The organism is Longimicrobium sp. (assembly GCA_036387335.1).
GTDB lineage: Bacteria > Gemmatimonadota > Gemmatimonadetes > Longimicrobiales > Longimicrobiaceae > Longimicrobium.
Map to the genome: position 1 here is coordinate 14,881 of DASVTZ010000152.1, position 17,667 is coordinate 32,547.

Sequence of the window (17,667 nt, forward strand, 5' to 3'; positions counted from 1 at the left end):
CGGGGAATGGGGAACGGCCAGGAGCACGCCGTCGCCGTTCCCCGTTCCACGTTCCCCCGCTGTTTCCAGTAACGGAGTCTCAGGACAAATGGCAGACCACATGATGGACATCCAGCCCGGGAAGCTCTACATCGGCGGCGAGTGGCAGGCCGCGGAGTCCGGGGACACCTTCGACACGATGAACCCGTCCACGGCCGAGCCGCTGACGCAGGTGGCGTCGGCGGCGGAGGCGGACGTGGACCGCGCCGTACGCGCCGCGCGCGAGGCGTTCGAGAACGGCCCCTGGCCGGGGATGGACGCCCGCGCCCGCGGCCGCATCCTGTACGCCATCGCGGACGGGCTGGAGGCGCGCGCCGACGAGCTGGCGCGCATGGAGGCGATGGACAACGGCAAGCCCCTGCGCGAGGCGCGCATGATCGACGTCAAGGAGTCGATCGACTGCTTCCGCTACTACGCGGGGTGGGCGGACAAGATCGAGGGCGACGTCATTCCCGTGCCCGGCCCGTACCTCAACTACACGCGCCGCGAGCCGATGGGGGTGTGCGGGGCGATCATCCCGTGGAACTACCCGCTGCAGATGGCCGCGTGGAAGGTGGCGCCGGCCATCGCCTGCGGGAACACGATGGTGCTGAAGCCGGCCGAGCAGACGCCGCTCACCGCGCTGGAGCTGGCGCGCGTCGCGTCCGAGGCGGGGCTCCCGGCGGGAGTGCTGAACGTGCTCACCGGCTTCGGCGAGTCGGCGGGGGCGGCGCTGGTGAGGCACCCCGACGTGGACAAGATCGCCTTCACCGGCTCCACCGAGGTCGGCAAGATCATCCAGCGCGAAGCCGCGGGGTCGCTGAAGCGCGTGTCGCTGGAGCTGGGCGGCAAGAGCCCCAACATCGTCCTGGCCGACGCCGACCTGGACGCCGCGGTCAAGGGCGCCGCGATGGCCATCTTCTACAACGCGGGCCAGGCGTGCACCGCCGGCTCGCGCCTCCTGGTGGAGGAGTCGATCCGCGACGAGTTCGTGGAGAAGCTGCTGAAGCGCGCGGGCGGCATGAAGGCGGGCGACCCGCTCGACCCCAAGACTCGCCTGGGGCCGCTGGTGTCGCAGGAGCAGATGGACCGCGTCCTCGGCTACGTCGAAATGGGGAAGGCGGAGGGCGCCGAGCTGCTGACGGGCGGCGAGCGGGTGGAGGTCAACGGGATGCGCGGCTACTTCCTGAACCCCACCATCTTCGACCGCGTGACGCCGGAGATGACGATCGCGCGCGAGGAGATCTTTGGCCCGGTGCTCGGCATCACGACGTTCAAGGACATGGACGAGGCGATCCACATCGCCAACTCCAGCATCTACGGCCTTGCCGCCGCGGTGTGGACGCGCGACATCGGCAAGGCGCACCGCGCCGCGCACCGCCTTCGCGCCGGCACCGTCTGGATCAACACCTACCACAACCTGGACACCGCTTCCCCCTTTGGCGGCTACAAGCAGAGCGGCTACGGCCGCGAGCTGGGGAAGCACGCGCTGGACCTGTATACGCAGGTGAAGAGCGTGTGGGTGAGTCTGGGGTAAACTGAAAGTGCTAAGTCCTGAGTGCCAAGTGCTGAACTACGTACCAGCACTCAGCACTTAGGACTTAGCACTTAGGACTTTTTTCCATGACCGACGCATTCATCCTCGACGCCGTCCGCACCCCCGTGGGGCGCTATGGCGGCTCGCTCGCTTCCGTGCGGCCGGACGATCTGGCGGCGCACGTCATCCGCGCGCTGGTGGAGCGCACGGGTGTCGATGCCGCGCGCATCGACGACGTGATCTTTGGGTGCGCCAACCAGGCGGGCGAGGACAACCGCAACGTCGCGCGCATGGCCGGGCTCCTGGCTGGGTTACCAGTAACGGTGCCGGGGCAGACGGTGAACCGGCTCTGCGGGTCGGGGCTCCAGGCCGTCCGCTCCGCGGCACATGCCATCCGCGCCGGCGAGGGGGAGCTGTTCGTGGCCGGCGGGGTGGAGAGCATGACCCGTGCGCCGTGGGTGATGCTCAAGCCGCAGGAAGGCTATGCGCGCGGTGTCCCCGAGATGGCGGACTCGCTCCTGGGGTGGCGCTTCGTGAATCCGAAGATGCCCAAGGAGTGGACCGTCTCCCTGGGCGAGACGGCGGAGATCGTGGCGGAGGAGTTCGGCGTGTCCCGCGCGGACCAGGACGCCTTCGCGCTCGCCAGCCAGCAGCGCGCCGCCGCCGCCATCGCCGCCGGCCACTTCGCGGGCGAGATCGTCCCCATCGAGATCCCGCAGCGCAAGGGTCCGCCGAAGGTGGTGGACACCGACGAGCACCCGCGCGCCGACACCACGCTCGAGTCGCTGACCGCCCTCCGCGCCGCCTTCCGCACGGAGCGCGGCACCGTGACGGCGGGGAACGCGTCCGGCCTCAACGACGGCGCCTCCGCTCTCCTCGTCGCCTCGGCCGCGGTGGCGGAGGAGATGGGGCTGCGGCCGATGGCGCGCGTGGTGGCGAGCGACGTGGCGGGCGTGGAGCCGCAGCGGATGGGGATCGGGCCGGTGCCCGCCACGCGAAAGGCGCTGGCCCGCGCCGGGCTGCGCATCGAGGACATCGGGCTGGCGGAGATCAACGAGGCCTTCGCCGCGCAGTCCGTCGCCTGCGTCCGCGAGCTGGGGCTGGATCCGGAGATCGTGAACGTCTCCGGCGGAGCGGTCGCGACGGGCCACCCGCTGGGCTCCTCCGGCGCCCGCATCCTCACCACGCTGGTGCACGAGATGCGGCGCCGTGGCGTGCGCTACGGACTCGCCACCATGTGCATCGGCGTGGGCCAGGGGATCTCGATGATCGTGGAGCGCGCCGAGTGAGCGACACCGTCCTGCTGCGCGTCGAGGACGGCGTCGCCTGGATCACCCTCAACCGCCCGGAGCGCCTCAACGCCTTCGCCGGCACGATGCGCGACGACCTCCACGACGCCATCGCCCGCGCGGCGGAGGACGCGGCGGTTCGCGTGCTGGTCGTCACTGGTAACGGACGCGCCTTCGGCACCGGCGCGGACCTGGAGGTCACCGGCGACCTCGTGGGCCGCGGCGACGACGAGGCGTTCGAGCGGCTGGTGGAGTCCGGGATGCGCGCCGTCCGCCGGCTGCGCGCTGTGCGCCAGCCGGTGATCGCGGCGGTGAACGGACCCGCCGCGGGCGCCGGCGCGTCGCTGGCGCTGGCGTGCGACATCCGCATCGCGTCGGAGAGGGCGTCGTTCGGGCTGACCTTCAACCGCATCGGCCTGCACCCGGACTGGGGCGCAACCTGGTTCCTCCCCCGCCTGGTGGGCGCCGGCCGCGCCGCGGAGCTGATCCTCTCCGCCCGCATGGTCCCCGCCGACGAGGCGCTGCGCATCGGCCTCTTCGAGCGGGTCGTCCCCGCGGGCCGCTTCGAGGAGGAGGTACGCGCATTCGCGGCGGAGCTCGCGGCCAAGCCGCCGCTGGCGCTGGCGGCGGCCAAGCGCACACTGGCACGCTCCCTCGACGCTTCACTCGACGAGATCCTCGCCGCCGAGCGCGACGAGCAGATGGCCTGCTTCCGCTCCGCCGACGCGCGGGAGGGAATCGCCGCCTTCAACGAAAAGCGCACCCCCGTCTTCCGCGGCGAGTGACCGCCTCCCTACCCCGATGACGAAACTCCATCTTCTCGCATCCGCCCTACTGGTCGGCTCCGCCGGCTGCGGATCGGGGCTCCCCGATCCGCCCGCCCCCTGGGTCGCTTTCCACGAGGGAGGTGGCGCGCTCGCCTCGATGGACACCTCGCGCCTCTCGGTGCGCGATGGCGTAGCGGACGTGTGGCTCCGCTTCGACTTCGTGCAGCCGGATTCGATGGAGGGCGGCGAGCCGTTCCACCGCGTCGACGTCCACCAGCGGATCACCTGCGCCGCCGAACGCGTGGACGACATCGTGATGGAGATACGGGACAGCACGGGGTGGTTGATCGATCGGGGTCCCGGCACACGCTGGCACACCTTTCGTGAGCACCCGTTCGGGGAGTACGTCTTCCCTGCCCTGTGCAAGCGTCTCCCCGAACTGGCACGATGAAGAAACACATCCTGGGCGCTGCGTTACTGCTGACGATGGCCGCGTGCAAGGCGCGCGACGTGCCACGCTCGCCCGCGCCGTGGATCACGCTGGGCGCCAGCAACAACGTCGTCACCTCGCTCGACACCTCGCGCATCCTCCTGGAGACGGGGACGCGCGTCGTCTGGATCCGCCAGACCGAGGGGGTCCGCACCGCGCCCGATGCGCCCGCGACCTCCACGGTTAAAACTGAATCACGCCATCGCGTCAACTGCGGAACGCGCGTGGTGACCGACCTGGGCGCCACCGGAGATTCCGCGGGCGCGCCGCAGCCGTTCGCGGAGCACCCGTACGGCAAGCGCGTATTCGGAACCGTGTGCAACGCGCTCGGCAACCTCCCGGCGCGCAACTCCAGGAGCTGACATGAGCGAGCTGTCGATCTCCCGCGTCGCCGTGATCGGCGCGGGCACCATGGGGCACGGGATCGCGCAGGTGTGCGCGATGGCGGGCTACGGCGTGGCGCTCTTCGACCCCATGCCCGGCGCCGTCGACCGCGCCCTCGCCCGCATCGGCGAGAACCTGGACAAGGGCGTGGAGCGCGGCAAAGTCGCCGCCGCCGATGCCGCCGCCGCGCGCGGCCGCCTGCGCGCCGCCGGGACCCTCCGCGACGCCGTGGCGGACGCGGGGCTGATGATCGAGGCCGTGCCCGAGGCGATGGAGCTCAAGGAGAGCATCTTCCGCGAGGCCGACGAAGCCGCCCCCGCGGAGGCGATCCTGGCGAGCAACACGTCGTCGCTGAGCGTGTCGCGGATCGCGGCGGCCACGGGGCGGCCGGAGCGGGTGGTGGGGCTGCACTTCTTCAACCCCGTCCACATCATGAAGCTGCTGGAGGTGGTGCGCGGCCGCGACACGTCACAGGTGACGGTCGATGCCTCGCTCGCCTTCGCCGCGCGCATCGGCAAGGAGCCGATCGTGGTGACGGACACGCCGGGGTTCGCCTCGTCGCGCCTGGGCGTCGTGCTGGGGCTGGAGGCGATGCGGATGGTGGAGGAGGGAGTCGCCTCGCCGCAGGACATCGACCGCGCCATGGAGCTGGGCTACAACCACCCCATGGGCCCGCTCAAGCTGACCGACGTCGTGGGGCTGGACGTGCGCCTGGGAATCGCGGAGTACCTGCACGGCGAGCTGGGCGGTGAGCAGTACCGCCCGCCGGAGATCCTGCGCCGCATGGTGGCCGAGGGGCGGCTGGGGAAGAAGAGCGGGCGCGGCTTCTACGACTGGGAGGGGAAGTGATGGAGACCGTCCGCATCGAGCGCGACGGCGCCGTCGCCATCCTGACCGTCGACCGCCCCGAGAAGCGCAACGCCCTCAACGCCGCCGTGCGCCGCGAGCTGATCGCCGCCCTCGACGAGCTGCGCGACGACGCCGAGGTGCGCGTCCTGGTGCTCACCGGCGCGGGGGAGAAGGCGTTCGTGGCGGGCGCGGACATCGCCGAGTTCGCGGAGCGCACGCCGCTGGAGCAGCGCGCCGCCATGACGGGGCGCCGCGTCTTCGACGAGATCGCCGCGTATCCCAAGCCGGTGATCGCCATGATCAACGGCTTCGCGCTCGGCGGCGGGTGCGAGCTGGCGCTGGTGTGCGACCTCCGCATCGCCGCGGACACGGCCAGGCTGGGGCAGCCGGAGATCAACCTCGGGATCATCCCCGGCGGAGGCGGCACGCAGCGGCTTCCGCGCGTGGTGGGCACCGGCCAGGCGATGCGCCTCGTCCTCACCGGGGAGATCGTCGACGCCGCCGAGGCGCTGCGCATCGGCCTGGTGGACCTGGTGCACCCCGCGGCCGAGCTGCGCGAGCGCACGCTGGAGATGGCGCGCGGCATGGCCGGCAAATCTCCCGTCGCGCTGCAGATGGCCAAGTCCGCCGTCCGCGCCGCCGCCGAGATGCCACTGGCGGCCGGGCTCGCCTACGAGACCGAGCTCTTCGCCACCTGCTTCGCCAGCGACGACAAGCGCGAGGGTGTGGCCGCCTTCCTGGAGAAGCGCCCGGCGAGCTTCACGGGACGATAAAGGATACGGTGGCTGCCACGGAGGCCCGGAGCAAGCGCTTGCACGTTTCGGCGCATCCGGGGCCAAGGCTGGCCGTGCGCGCGCGGGGGGTGCATGTTCAGCGCGCAGCCCACCTGATCCCATCCCTCCAGGAGCCCGCCTCATGTACACCCTGAACGTCACGAACCACTTCTGGCGCCCGATCGTCGTGGCCAACAGCGCCGGCGCCAGCTTCACCGTCCAGCCGGGGTCGAGCGGGCACCCTGCGGGGGCGCTCGGCGACGCGACCATCACCGTGCCGGGGCTCGGGGAGATGATGGTGCACGACATCGGGGACCGTCAGATCGGCGGGTACAGCAAGGCCACGTGGGGCGTGCTCCTGTCCTACCAGGGCGAGGAGATGGTCTTCCGGTACGAAGGCGGCGGGCAGCTCACCATCGCCTTCAACGACTTCGGGCAGGCGGAGCTCCAGTCCAACGGCGGCATCTCGCAGATCAACCTGGGCGCGTTCGTCCTTCCCGGCTAACCCTCCACCGCAGATCCATGCTCGATACCTTCACCGCCGAGACCTTCCAGCCTCACGTGGGCAAGACCTTCCGCGTGATCGTGGACGAGCGCCAGTACATGCCCGCGGAGCTCATCTCGGTCACCCTCTGGGGCGACAGGAGCGACGGGGGGCGCCAGCCCTTCACCCTGCTCTTCCGCGCCGACCGCGGCCACATGATCCCGCAGGCCACGTACACGGTCGACACGGAGGGGATGGAGCCGTTCCCGCTCTTCCTGGTCCCGCTCCAGCCCGAGAGCGACGGGACGCGCTACGAGGCGGTCTTCGCCTGAACAGCGCCTCACACAGAGCCACAGAGGGGCACCGAAAGAACGGAGGAAGCTTTTCTCCGCGTCTTTCAGTGCCCCTCCGTGTTCTCTGTGTGATGGTTTTTCCTACGCCGCGCCCGTGAGCGGCCTCTTCATCAGCAGGTATACGCCCTTGTCTTCCACGAGCTCGAAGCCGAGCCGCTGGTAGAGGCGCAGCGCCGGGTTCATGCGCTCCACGTGGATGCTGACCGGCTTCCCCGCCGCGTCGCCGCGGTCCAGGACGCCGCGGAGGAGCTGCGTGCCGTACCCGCGCCCGCGGTGCTCCGCGAGCAGCGCGATGTCCACGATGCGGATCTCGCGCGGCCACTCGTCCACGTACAGCCGCCCGGCGGGGCGCCCGCCCACCAGCACGAGGTCGAACGTCGCGCCGGTGTAGTGCTCCCGCCACCACGCGTGCTGCGCCTCGAACTGCTGCCGCAGGAACGCCTCCTTCTGCTCCGCCGTCCAGGGCACCTGCGCGAGCTCCTCCTCGCGCGACTCCGCGTACACGCGCAGCAGGAAGGGCAGGTCGTCGTCCCCCGCCGGCCGGAGCGTCACCTCCTCCACCTGTCGCCCCACGATCATCGCTCACAAGAATTCAGGGTGGACCGAAACGGGTGCGGCCGCGCAGGAACACGCGGCCGCACCCCTCACTTTTCGCGCTTACATGTACTCACGCTGGCGCCAAGCGCGCGGCAGACCGGCCGTGCCTCGCCACCAGCCGCCCCCGCTCAGCCGCGCGGCGGGAACACGCCCTGGAGCGCGATGTTGAAGTTGAGGGTGAGGTACGGCATCATGTTGTTGTGCGGTAAGCTTCCCCCGGCGGGCGCCAGCGCCTGCGCGGCCATGCTGACCAGCGCGGGCGATCCCCCCACGTACGCGGGCGCGCCCGTAGAGCCCGCGAGCGAGATGGTGGGGCCGGGCTGCAAGTTGTCACCCGCGAAGCTGTTGGCCCGCAGCGTGTGGGAGTGCGCCGGAATCTCCGTGACATCGAGCGTCACGGTTTCGGAGCCGCCGACCTCGCCCAGGTCGTGCAGCGAAAGGCCGGGGCCCTGGCCCGGGTGCATGGGCGCGCTTCCCTCCAGGTCGGGGAGCGCGAAGGTGCTCTTGCCGTCGCCACCATAAGTGGTGCCGAGCAGGGAGAAGAGCGCGGTGTTCTGCGAGATGGGCAGGATCTGCCCATTGCAGAACGCCCATCCCTTCGGAGCGAAGGTGAAGGGGAAGATGCGGATCTCCGCGACAAACGGATCAGCCATGGGTGCGCTCCTCAGGTGGGGCTCGGGAAGATGCCGAACAGCGAGATGATGAAGTTCAGGCACAGGTACGGCTGGAAGTTCGTGTGCGGCTGGCTTCCCCCGATCGGGGGAATGGAGCCCGCGGCCATGTTGACCGTCGGGGTGTCTTCCACGTACGGCTGCACCGTCCCCGGATTGGTGGCCAGCAGGTTTCCACCCGGGTTCGGGTTGTTCCCCGTCGCCGTGGTCGCCACCAGCGGGTGCGTGTGGACGGGAATCTGCTGCGTCGTGAGCGTGATCGACTCCGCTCCGCCCGCCTCGGCCAGCAAGAACCCGTTCCCCTGGTGGATCGGGATGCGCCCGCGAAGGTCGGGAAGGGCGAAGGTGCTCTCGCCGTCGCCGCCGTAGGTGGTGCCGATCAGCTGGAAGAGCGACTCGTTCTCGCTGATCGGGATGAGCTGACCCTCACAGAACAACCACCCCGCGGGGGCGAAGTTTCCGGCAAAGATCCGGATCTCGCCGATATAAGGTTGCGCCATTTCGCTCTCTCGCGGGTCAGTTGGGAGACGGGAAGATGCCCTGCAGCGCGATGCAGAACGTCAGGGTGAGGAACGGCTGCATGTTGAGGTGCGCCTGGCTCCCGCCCGTATTGGTGACGGACTGCGGAGTCATGGTGGTGAGCGGCGCCACGTTGTTGTACCCGCCGCTGAACGCCGCCAGGTAAGCATTGTTGGCCGAGTTGGTGGAGCCGTTCGTGTTCGTGGCCTGCAGGAAGTGCGTGTGCGTGGGCATCTCGGCCATACTCACCGTGTGGTTCTGCTCGCCCCCCTTCTGGCCGAGCGTGAAACCATTTCCCACGTGGATGGGAGTGTTGCCGCGCAGATCGGGGAGCGCGAAGGTAGTCTGCCCGTTGCCGCCGTACGTAGTGCCCAGGAGGGAGAAGAGCGCCTGGTTCTGGTTGATGGGAAGCTGCTGCCCGTTGCACATCGCCCATCCCTTGGGGGCGAAGTTGAAGCTCATCAACCGAATTTCCGAAAGGAACGGTTCTGCCATCTGGTCTCCTCGATGGGGAGGTGGGGGAGGTAGACTGCGGCACTGCGCGAGGGTACTCGTCCTGCGGCGCGGCCCCGCCGCCTCCTTCGGGGAAGAAGGGCGGCGGGGCCGGCTTCGGTCAGGGGGTGGCGCAGGCGGAGCCGCCCACGAACCCGCCGCCCCCGGAGGCGGAGGTGCTGCTTGCCGTGCCCGCCGCCCCGCCGTTGTTCGCCTGCACGAACGCGGCTGCCGCGGCGTTGTCGAACGCCCCGCCCGCGTAGCCGGGGAGCCGCACGGTGGTGGCGAAGCGCTGGCGAAGGCTGAAGTCGGCGCCGCCCGCCACGCCGGAGCCCGTGAGGGAGTTTCCGGCGATGTGCGCGCACACGGCGTACGCGTCGGGCGTCCCGCTTCCGGCGTTGGAGTTGGTGCCGGCGTTCACCTGGATCCCGTTCCCCGGCAGGGCGCCGAATGTGCCGGGGTTGGCGATGGTGTTGCCCGTCACCGTGGCGTTCAGCGCTGCGTCGTGCTCCGTGAAGCCGGTGCCGGACTTGGCCGCGCCGCCCGCCTGCAGCAGGATGCCGAAGTTGTTGTACTGGTAGAGATGGTTGCCGGTGACCGCGACCGTGTGGCTGCCGCGGCCGATGGCCAGGATGTTGATGGCGGAGCCGGAGCGCGAGCCGGAGTTGGCGATCGCCGCCGCGCCCACCACGTTCCCAGAGATCGTGCCGCTGAAGGAGCCCCCCGCGATTCCCTTGTTCACCACCAGCGCGGAGCCGTCCGCGTCGCGGAAGGTGTTGCCGGTCACCTGGTAGCTAAGGGTGGGCACCGCGCCCGCCCCGCCCGACGCGGCCAGCAGCACGCTCCCACCGCCCGAGAGCACCGCCGGGTGGTTGTTGCCGAGCGTGTTACCGGTGAACACCAGGTCGGCCGTGGGGCTCCCGAGCATGTTGAGCATGAAGAGCTGATCGCGCGACGCCGTGAAGCGGGTGTTCTGCACCGTCACGCGCATCACCGCCGATCCCTGGGGCTGCACCAGTACGCTCTGCAGGCCGGTGGGCCCGTTCGCCCCCAGGGTATCGCCGCTCAGGGTGAGCCGGTCCAGCGTCCCGCCGGTGTTCACCACGCGCAGGTTGTTGAGCCGCCCGCCGCTGATGCTGGACCCGGTGATGAGGGCGGAGCCGGTCAGCTCCTCGAACGAGATGCTCCCCTCGAAGTAGGGCGCCGCCTCGTTCGTGCCGTTGCTCCCTTCCACCCGGGTCCCGGCCAGTTCGAAGCCGTTCACGGTCGTTCCACGGATGGCGTAGTTGGAGTGGTTTGCGAGGGTCATGTACGAGAGTTCCACGCGGCCCGTGTGGTCCAGCCGCACCCCGGCCCCGCCCGTCGTGCCGTCCGCGCCCATCGTCCCCTCCAGGGTGCCGCCCGAGCCCGGAGCGCCCGTACCGGTCACCTGCAGCCCGCCGGCGCCGGTGTGGTCGAGCACGATCCCATTGCTGCCCCCGGTGGCCGTGATGGAGCGGAAGGTGAGGCCGGACGCGCCGATGGTGGTGCCCGCGATCCGCAGCGCGACCCCTCCCGCGCTACCGATCGCATTGTTGGAGCCGGTCACGGTCACCGTTCCGCCGCCCGTGGCGAGGAAGGCCGTGCCCGTGGTGGTGGTGAGCGAGAGCCCGCCGCCCGCTAAGCGTACGTTCGCACCGGGGTTGTCCGCAAGAGCTACGGCATCGCCGGCCCCCGTGTTGAGAACTTTGCTCCCGCCCGTGAAAGCGATTGTCCCCCCCGTGTTCTCGGCCACGCGGATGCCGGCGGCGGACGCTAGGAGGTCGCCGGCCAGCGTCACCGTTCCGCCGGTGCGGTGCATCACCGACACCACGTGCCCGGCCGCGTTCACCACCTCCGCGCCGATCGTTACGTCACCCGCGCCGCCGTCCACCTCCACCCCCGCGCCTGCCGCGCCGGCGATGCGCCCCGCCGCCGCGCTCACCACCCCCTGCACGCCCGTGAGCCGCACGCCCGCACCGGCGCTCGCGTCGGAGGAGAGGACGGAGAACGAAGCGCCCGCGTTGCCACCCTGCAGGTCCAGCGCCGGGCCTCCCGCGGCCTGAACCGACACGGCCGCCGCCGTGAAAGTGCCGAACGCGCTGCCGCGGATCGCGGCCCCCGCGGTGGAGGCGACGTCCACGCCCTGCACGGTGTTTCCGGTCGCCAGCAACACCGTGGTGCCGGCGGTGGAGCGGGTGATCTGCGGCGCGGTCCCTGCGGCCAGCAGCACCACCGTGGACCCGTTCAGCTCGGTGGTCACGTTCGCGGGCACCCCCTGTCCGGTGAGCATCTGCGAAGGCTTCAGCACCAGCCCCTCGTCGTACCCCGCGCTCCCCCCGTTCCCCGCCAGCACGAAGATGGTCTCACCCGCGGCGCTCGCGGCTTCGGCCGCCTTCAGCGTGGCGAACGGCGAGGCGTCGCGCCCGTCGCCCGGTGCCGCGGCGGTGTTGGCTACGTACCACACCCGGGAGCCCACTGTGAGCTGCACCTGTGCGCTGGCCGTCGCCTGCCCGTCCGTGGCCTGGTAGGTGAACGAGTCGGCGCCGGTGAAGCCGGGCGCGCTCAGGTAGGTGAAGCCGCCGTCCGCGGCCAGCGTCACCGTGCCGCCGGCCGTCGTCGCGATGGTGCCGGGCACCGCGGAGAGCTGCGTTCCTTCGGCGTCCGTGTCGTTGCCCAGCACGCCGGGCGCGGCCACCGGGACGGTCACGTTGCCGATGGCGGCGAAGCTGTCCGCCACCGCCACCGGAGGCGTGTTCGGGTTCAGCACGCGCACCGTGGCCGTGGCGGACGCGCCGCCGCTGCGCGCGGTGATGGTGGCGCTCCCCGGCGCGACACCCAGCGCCACTCCCGTCGCTCCGATGCGCGCCACCAGGGTGTCCGAAGAGGACCACACGACGGTGGCCGCCACCGGGTCGCCGTGCAGGTCCGTGGCGGTGGCGGTGAACTGCTGGGTTCCGCCCGTCGGCACGGTGGCGGAGTCGGGCTCCACGTCCAAGGCGCCCACGATCCCCTTCTCCACCCGGAACTTCACCGGCAGCGTGCGGCCGTCCAACAGCGGGATGTACTGCTGCGTGTCGACGTTCTTGAGCTCCTTTCCGCTCGCCACCGGGTCCACGTCGGCGAAGCCCAGCCGCACCGCGCCCACGAAGACGCTGATGCGGTAGTGCTTGGCCACGTCGAGGTTGAACTGGTCGGTGCGCCAGTTGAAGGCGTAGCTCTGCTGCGCCGCGTCCACCCGCACCACCTCCCCCCCCGCGCCGGTGGTGGTGGTGTACTGCGCGATCACGGCGCCGCAGGAGGTGCCGGACAGCACGCAGATCTCGGCACGCGGCGCCAGGGCGGCATCGAAGCTCCCGGAGAAGGAGGGGGCGGGCACCACCGGCGGAAGGAAGTAGAAGCCGGGCACCGCGCCGCCGTGCGCGGCGTCGGAGAGCTGCTCGGCGGGACCGCTCGGGGTGGGCGCCAGGGGCGAGCCACCGTCGGCCGTGCAGGCGGCAACGGAGGCGAGCAATGCTGCGCGAAGAACGATCTTGAGGGATGGCATGGCTGGTTCTCGCGGGTGGCGGGGTGGCGCGCGCGGCTCGCCGCCTGGATGGCGGAAACCGGTACGCGCCGCTCTGTGGATCCAGGGGGAGGGATCGGAAAGCGGAGGCAGAGCGTTTTCGCTCGCCCCGACGCAGCCGTCAGGGCACGAAACGCACCCCCGCCGGAGCCCCGCCCACACAGCAGATAACCCGATGCAGCCCAACGGCTTACCATTCACCCGCAACTCCGTTCTCCCGGCCGCCGCAGGCATTTGTGTGGCTGCGATGCCACGGCATGGGTACTGAAAGTCCCACCGCGAGCACTCGCATACTTGTGGTGGCTAAAAAGGAGTGGCGCAATTTCACTCTATGCGGCCCCCCACCGCGCCGAGTTGCCAGAAAAAAGCGGAGGCACGGAGAGAGTTGATCTCCGTGCCTCCGCGTGCATCCCCGGGCCGCCCCTCAGAGCGGCGCCGGGCTCATCAGGACGTGGGGCAGGACGCGCCCCCCGCCGTGTTCTGGAAGTTCGTTCCCGACTGCGACGAGTAGCCGGTGGTGAACGCCCCGTTGGTGCGCGGAACCAGGTAGCCGGGAAGCCCGGAACCGTCCGCCGCGCCCGTGTACCCCGGGAGGCGCACGGTGGTGACGAAGCGTCCACGGAAGTAGTAGTCCTGGCCCACGCCGCTCCCGTTGTCCTTGCCGGAACCGGTCAAGGTGTTGTTGTTCAGCCCAAGGCACACCTGGTAGGCGTCGCCCGAGTTGGTGCCGGAGTTCAGGTAGATCCCGTTGATGTCCAGCGCCCCCAGCGTTCCCGGGTTGGCGATGGTGTTCCCCGTGACCGTGGCGTTCAGCGTGGCGTTGTGAGTGACCCCTGTGGCCGCCACGCCGCCGGTCTGCAGGCTGATGCCGAAGTTGTTGTACTGGAAGATCTGGTTGTTCGTGATCGAGGTGCTGTGCGTACCCTGCACGGCCCAGATCAGCGAGATCCCGCTCCCGCCCGCGGAGCCCGAGTTGGCGACGCCGGCGGTGCCGATGATGTTCGAGCCGATCGTGCCGACGTAGCTGCCGGTGGTGTTCGGCTTCGACACGATGAGCGCGGAGGCCTTGGCGCCCTGGATGTTGTTGTTGCTGATGTTGTAGGTGAGCGTCGGGTTCGTGCCGGCACCGCCACCGCTCACCAGCACGCCACCCGCGAGCGAGTTCGAATGCGAGTTGGTGAGCACGTTGTTGGTGAAGACCAGGTCGTTGGCGCCGGTGCCCACCATGTTGAGCTGGAACTGCTGGTCGCGCGAGCCGGTGAAGCGGCTGTTCTGCACCGTCACCTTCATCACCGCCGTGCCCTGGGCCTCCACGAGCACCGACTGGCCGCCGAGCGTCCCGTTGTGCCCCAGCGTGTCGCCGTCCATCACCAGGCGGTTGAGTGTGCCCGTGGTGTTGATGAACCGGATGTTCTCGAGCGTCCCGCCGCTGATGTTGGACCCCGTCACGGCAGCCGCGCCGACCACGTCGGTGAGGGAGATCGCGCCCTCGTAGTACGGCCCGTTGATGTTGTTGCCGCTCGTGCCGGTGATGCGCGTCTTCACCAGGGTGAAGTTGGTCAGCCCGGAGCCCTTGATGGCATGCCCAGCGTGGTCGTTGAGCTGCATCCAGGAGAAGGACGGATTGACGGTGTTGTTGAGGTAGATCCCGATCCCGGAGGTACTTCCGTCCGTTCCGGTGGTATTCTGGATCGTGCCGCCCGTGCCTGCGGGCGTGGCGGCGGCCCCGTTGCCGGTCACCGTCAGGCCGGCCGTGCTCCCCGTGTTGTTCAGGAAGATGCCGTTGGCGCCGCCGTTCGCGGAGATGCGAGTGAAGTTGAGCCCGCCGGCCGCGATCGTCGTGCCGGACACGCTGAGCGCGACGGCCGCGTTGCTGCCGGTGGTCAGGTCGATCACGTTGTTGCTCCCCTGCACCGTCACGCTGCCGCCGCCCGAGGCGGTGAAGCCCGTGGCGTTGCTGCCGCTCACGTCGATGTCCAGCCCGCCGCCCGTGAAGAGGATCGTCGCGCCGTTGCCCGTGATGTTCACCGCCGCGGACGTCCCGGTGCTGAAGACCTTGCTGGTGCCGCTGAAGGTGATGGTGCCGCCCGTGTTGGAGCTCAGCGTGATCCCGCTGCCGGAGTTGTTGGTCTTGCTCAGCGTGCCCGCGTAAGTGAAGGTCGGCGCGCTGTTGCTGATGGCCACCGTCTCCGCCGTCGGGTTGGTGATGCTCGCCGTGCTGGGGAAGGTGAAGGTGCCCGACGACCCGTTGCTCACGTCGATCCCGGCGTTGCCGCCGGCGAGCGTCGTGGTGCCGCTGAAGGCGTAGGTGCCGTCCGCGTTGTTGAACTGCAGGCCGGTGCCGTTGGTGGCGCTCACCGTCCCCGTCTGGAAGGTCAGCGTGCCGCTGTGGCCGCCGCTCACGTTCACCGTGGCCGCGTTGCTGGCCTGCGTCAGGTTGCCGGAGTAGGTGAACGACCCCGTTCCGCCCGCGACCACGAAGGCATCGCCCGTGGCGCCGGAGAGCACGTCACCCGCGCCGCCCAGCGTGGAAGTGCCGGTGGTCGCCACTCCCGTGAGGGACACGTTGTTCGTGCCACCCGTGGAGCGAAGCTGCGTGAAGCTGCCGTTGAGCGTGCCCGTGGTCAGGTTCAGCGCCTGGCCCGTGGTGTTGATCCCCACGTTGGTCACCACTACCGTGCCGAAGCTGCTGCCGATCAGCGCCGCCCCGGTCGTGTTCCCCAGGTTGAAGCCGCGCAGCGTGTTGCCGCTACCCAGCGTCACACCCGTCGTCGCGGAGGTGATGCTGGGCGAAGTGCCGTTGATCGCGGGCTCCGGGCCCGAATCCGCCGGCCAGGTCACACCGAGCACCGAGGAGAAGGAGCTTCCCGTGGCGCCCTGCCCCACGAACTGCTGCCCGTTCAGCAGCGTCACCGGGGCGGTGTAGGCACCGGTGTACAGGAAGATGCGGTCGTTAGCGGCCGGGTTGTTCCCCGAGCCGTTGTTGATCGCGGCGAAGCTGGAAAGCGCGCTGAACCGGGAGTCGAAGCGCCCGTCACCGCCCGCGGAGGCGCTGGCGTCGATGAACCAGACCGGGTTCGCCACCGTCATCGAGACCGTCGCCGCGGCGGAGGTCCCGAAGCCGTTGGTCACCGTGTACGTGAACGACGCCGACCCCTCGAAGCCCGGGTTCGGGCGGAAGGTGAAGGTGCTGTCCGCGTTCAGCGTCGCGGTGCCGTTGCTCTGGCCCGTGATCGCCAGGACCTTGCCGTCGCCCGCGTCGTTGGTCGTCACGCGGAACTGAGTGCTGGTGGCCGTGTTGATCGGCACGTTGCCCAGCAGGACGGGCGAGTACGTGTCGTTCACCGCGGCCGGGCGCGCACCTACGGCGATCGTCACGATCCCGTCCGAGGTGCCGCGCACGTTGGTGAGGCGGTACCGGAAGACGTAGTTGCCGGTGAAGCCGTCCGGCGGGGTGAAGGTGACGCTGCCGTCAGCGCCCACCGAGAGCGAGCCCGTGGTGCGGCCCGTCCCCGGCAGCGGGTTTACGGTAGTCCCCGCCGCGTACGTGGTCACCGACCCGCCCAGGCTGTCCGCGCCGAACGAGGTGATCGTCGCGGCCGGGAAGCCGAGGTTGTCGTTGGTCAGCAGGCCGGGCGCCGCGAGCGTGTACGTCTGCGGGTTGCCGGCGGTGCTGTAGAAGGCGTGGAACGGCTGCCCCGGCGCGCTGCCCGCCGCGGGACCCTCGTTCACCGCCGTCGGCGGCGCCTGCACCTCGAAGGAGTTGCTGGTGCCGCTCTCCGTTCCGCCGCTGCTGCGCGTCGCCGTCAGCGTGAAGCTGCCCGGCGTCCCGAAGGTGATGGCGTGCGAGGTGAGCACGCCCGCCGTGAAGGCGCCGGAGGTGCCGCCCGCCGTGATCCCGCCGCTCGGCGTGGAGGTGAAGCCCACCGTGCCGGTGAAGCTGGTGACCGTATTGTTGTACTCGTCCTGCGCGGTCACCTTGACGTTGAACGGCGTTCCGGAGAGCTGGGGGCCGATCGGGCCGCCGCCTGCCGCCTCCACCAGGAAGTGGTGCAGCGGGCCGTGCGTCACGTTGAAGGCGCTGCTCATCGCGCCCGTGAGCGAACCCGAGGAGGCAGTCAGCGTGTAGCCGGTGCCCACCAGGTTGATGCTCAGGTTGGAGAAGGTGGCCACGCCGTTCACCGCCGCCACCGTGGTGGTGCCGCTGAGCGTGCCGCCCGACGGGTTGGTGCCGATGGCGATCGTCACGTTGTCCGTGGCGGTCGTCACCAGGTTGCCGTTGGCGTCCACGATGGACACCTGCACCGCCGGGGTGATGGGGGCGCTGGCGACCACGTTGGAGGGCTGGACCGTGAAGGCCAGCGCCGCCGGGGCGCCCGGTGTGATGTCGAAGGGGCCGCTCGTGGCGCCCGTGAGGCTGCCGGAGCTGGCGGCCAGCGTGTAGCCCGCCCCCGCCTTGTTGATCGACAGGTCGGAGAAGGTCGCGATGCCGTTCACCGCCGCCACCGTCGCCGTGCCCGAGAGAGTGCCGCTCGCCGGGTTGTTGCCGATGGCGATGGTCACGTTGTCCGTGGCCGTCGTGACCGTGTTGCCGTTGGCGTCCTGGATGGCCACCGTCACGGCGGGCGTGATCGACGCGCCCGCCACCGTGTTCGACGGCTGCTGCACGAAGCCCAGCTTGGCCGCCGCGCCCACCTTGGTGGTGATGTCGCCGCTCGTTCCGGACACGGTGCCGTCGTTCGCCGTCACCGTGTGCACCGTGCCGGCCGTCGTGCTCGTGGTGAACGACACCGTCGCCACCCCGCTCGCGTTCGTCTGGCTGGTGGGAGTGGCGAAGGAGCCGCCGTTGGTGCTGCTCCAC

The 17,667-nt window shown here is 70.2% G+C and carries 15 protein-coding genes; 9 read left to right on the forward strand and 6 right to left on the reverse strand.

What is annotated here, in order from left to right:
- Positions 1–88: 88 nt before the first annotated feature.
- The 9 genes from betB (at position 89) to VF647_14450 (ending at position 6,923) form a co-directional block, all read left to right on the forward strand.
- Positions 89–1,555: a betaine-aldehyde dehydrogenase gene (gene betB, locus VF647_14410; protein HEX8453291.1), complete on the forward strand. Its 1,467-nt coding sequence runs from the start codon at positions 89–91 to the stop codon at positions 1,553–1,555.
- A gap of 86 nt (positions 1,556–1,641) precedes the next feature.
- On the forward strand, positions 1,642–2,844 hold the full coding sequence (locus VF647_14415) for an acetyl-CoA C-acyltransferase (protein HEX8453292.1): 1,203 nt from the start codon (positions 1,642–1,644) through the stop codon (positions 2,842–2,844).
- On the forward strand, positions 2,841–3,629 hold the full coding sequence (locus VF647_14420; protein ID HEX8453293.1) for an enoyl-CoA hydratase-related protein: 789 nt from the start codon (positions 2,841–2,843) through the stop codon (positions 3,627–3,629). Before VF647_14415 ends, VF647_14420 begins: the two co-directional genes overlap by 4 nt.
- Positions 3,630–3,645: 16 nt before the next feature.
- Positions 3,646–4,062, forward strand: coding sequence for a hypothetical protein (locus VF647_14425; GenBank protein HEX8453294.1), 417 nt, complete (start codon positions 3,646–3,648; stop codon positions 4,060–4,062).
- Positions 4,059–4,463 carry a hypothetical protein gene (locus tag VF647_14430; GenBank protein ID HEX8453295.1) on the forward strand — a complete coding sequence of 135 codons (405 nt, stop codon included), beginning with the start codon at positions 4,059–4,061 and terminating at the stop codon, positions 4,461–4,463. Before VF647_14425 ends, VF647_14430 begins: the two co-directional genes overlap by 4 nt.
- A 1-nt stretch (position 4,464) precedes the next feature.
- The gene (locus VF647_14435) at positions 4,465–5,334 is read left to right on the forward strand and encodes a 3-hydroxyacyl-CoA dehydrogenase family protein (GenBank protein ID HEX8453296.1); all 870 of its coding nucleotides are present in this window, start codon (positions 4,465–4,467) and stop codon (positions 5,332–5,334) included.
- A complete protein-coding gene (locus VF647_14440; GenBank protein ID HEX8453297.1) occupies positions 5,334–6,107 on the forward strand; it encodes an enoyl-CoA hydratase-related protein in 774 nt (257 codons plus the stop codon). The genes VF647_14435 and VF647_14440 overlap by 1 nt, the downstream gene beginning before the upstream one ends.
- 142 nt (positions 6,108–6,249) lie before the next feature.
- Positions 6,250–6,612, forward strand: a complete 363-nt coding sequence (locus VF647_14445) for a hypothetical protein (protein ID HEX8453298.1) — start codon at positions 6,250–6,252, stop codon at positions 6,610–6,612.
- Between the two features lie 17 nt (positions 6,613–6,629).
- The gene (locus VF647_14450; GenBank protein HEX8453299.1) at positions 6,630–6,923 is read left to right on the forward strand and encodes a hypothetical protein; all 294 of its coding nucleotides are present in this window, start codon (positions 6,630–6,632) and stop codon (positions 6,921–6,923) included.
- A 102-nt stretch (positions 6,924–7,025) separates the two neighbouring features.
- On the opposite strand, the gene VF647_14455 is transcribed toward VF647_14450, so the two are convergent.
- The 6 genes from VF647_14455 to VF647_14480 form a co-directional block, all read right to left on the reverse strand.
- Complete coding sequence (locus VF647_14455) at positions 7,026–7,523, reverse strand: GNAT family N-acetyltransferase (GenBank protein ID HEX8453300.1); 498 nt, start codon at positions 7,521–7,523, stop codon at positions 7,026–7,028.
- 146 nt (positions 7,524–7,669) lie between these two features.
- Complete coding sequence (locus VF647_14460; GenBank protein HEX8453301.1) at positions 7,670–8,194, reverse strand: tail fiber protein; 525 nt, start codon at positions 8,192–8,194, stop codon at positions 7,670–7,672.
- A gap of 11 nt (positions 8,195–8,205) precedes the next feature.
- Positions 8,206–8,712 (reverse strand): tail fiber protein, encoded by a 507-nt coding sequence (locus VF647_14465; GenBank protein ID HEX8453302.1) that lies wholly within the window; start codon positions 8,710–8,712, stop codon positions 8,206–8,208.
- 16 nt (positions 8,713–8,728) lie between these two features.
- Complete coding sequence (locus tag VF647_14470; GenBank protein ID HEX8453303.1) at positions 8,729–9,226, reverse strand: tail fiber protein; 498 nt, start codon at positions 9,224–9,226, stop codon at positions 8,729–8,731.
- Positions 9,227–9,344: 118 nt separating this feature from the next.
- Complete coding sequence (locus tag VF647_14475) at positions 9,345–12,788, reverse strand: Ig-like domain-containing protein (protein ID HEX8453304.1); 3,444 nt, start codon at positions 12,786–12,788, stop codon at positions 9,345–9,347.
- A 462-nt stretch (positions 12,789–13,250) separates the two neighbouring features.
- Complete coding sequence (locus VF647_14480; protein ID HEX8453305.1) at positions 13,251–17,534, reverse strand: Ig-like domain-containing protein; 4,284 nt, start codon at positions 17,532–17,534, stop codon at positions 13,251–13,253.
- Between the last annotated feature and the right edge of the window lie 133 nt (positions 17,535–17,667).

Excerpts from the sequence above, each read along its gene's own strand:
- VF647_14415 (HEX8453292.1), top strand. The coding sequence starts at position 1,642 with ATGACCGACGCATTCATCCTCGACGCCGTCCGCACCCCCGTGGGGCGC.
- VF647_14445 (HEX8453298.1), top strand. The coding sequence starts at position 6,250 with ATGTACACCCTGAACGTCACGAACCACTTCTGGCGCCCGATCGTCGTG.
- VF647_14425 (HEX8453294.1), top strand. The coding sequence starts at position 3,646 with ATGACGAAACTCCATCTTCTCGCATCCGCCCTACTGGTCGGCTCCGCC.
- betB (HEX8453291.1), top strand. The coding sequence starts at position 89 with ATGGCAGACCACATGATGGACATCCAGCCCGGGAAGCTCTACATCGGC.
- VF647_14455 (HEX8453300.1), bottom strand. The coding sequence starts at position 7,523 with ATGATCGTGGGGCGACAGGTGGAGGAGGTGACGCTCCGGCCGGCGGGG.
- VF647_14465 (HEX8453302.1), bottom strand. The coding sequence starts at position 8,712 with ATGGCGCAACCTTATATCGGCGAGATCCGGATCTTTGCCGGAAACTTC.
- VF647_14470 (HEX8453303.1), bottom strand. The coding sequence starts at position 9,226 with ATGGCAGAACCGTTCCTTTCGGAAATTCGGTTGATGAGCTTCAACTTC.
- VF647_14460 (HEX8453301.1), bottom strand. The coding sequence starts at position 8,194 with ATGGCTGATCCGTTTGTCGCGGAGATCCGCATCTTCCCCTTCACCTTC.
- VF647_14450 (HEX8453299.1), top strand. The coding sequence starts at position 6,630 with ATGCTCGATACCTTCACCGCCGAGACCTTCCAGCCTCACGTGGGCAAG.
- VF647_14435 (HEX8453296.1), top strand. The coding sequence starts at position 4,465 with ATGAGCGAGCTGTCGATCTCCCGCGTCGCCGTGATCGGCGCGGGCACC.
- VF647_14430 (HEX8453295.1), top strand. The coding sequence starts at position 4,059 with ATGAAGAAACACATCCTGGGCGCTGCGTTACTGCTGACGATGGCCGCG.
- VF647_14440 (HEX8453297.1), top strand. The coding sequence starts at position 5,334 with ATGGAGACCGTCCGCATCGAGCGCGACGGCGCCGTCGCCATCCTGACC.
- VF647_14475 (HEX8453304.1), bottom strand. The coding sequence starts at position 12,788 with ATGCCATCCCTCAAGATCGTTCTTCGCGCAGCATTGCTCGCCTCCGTT.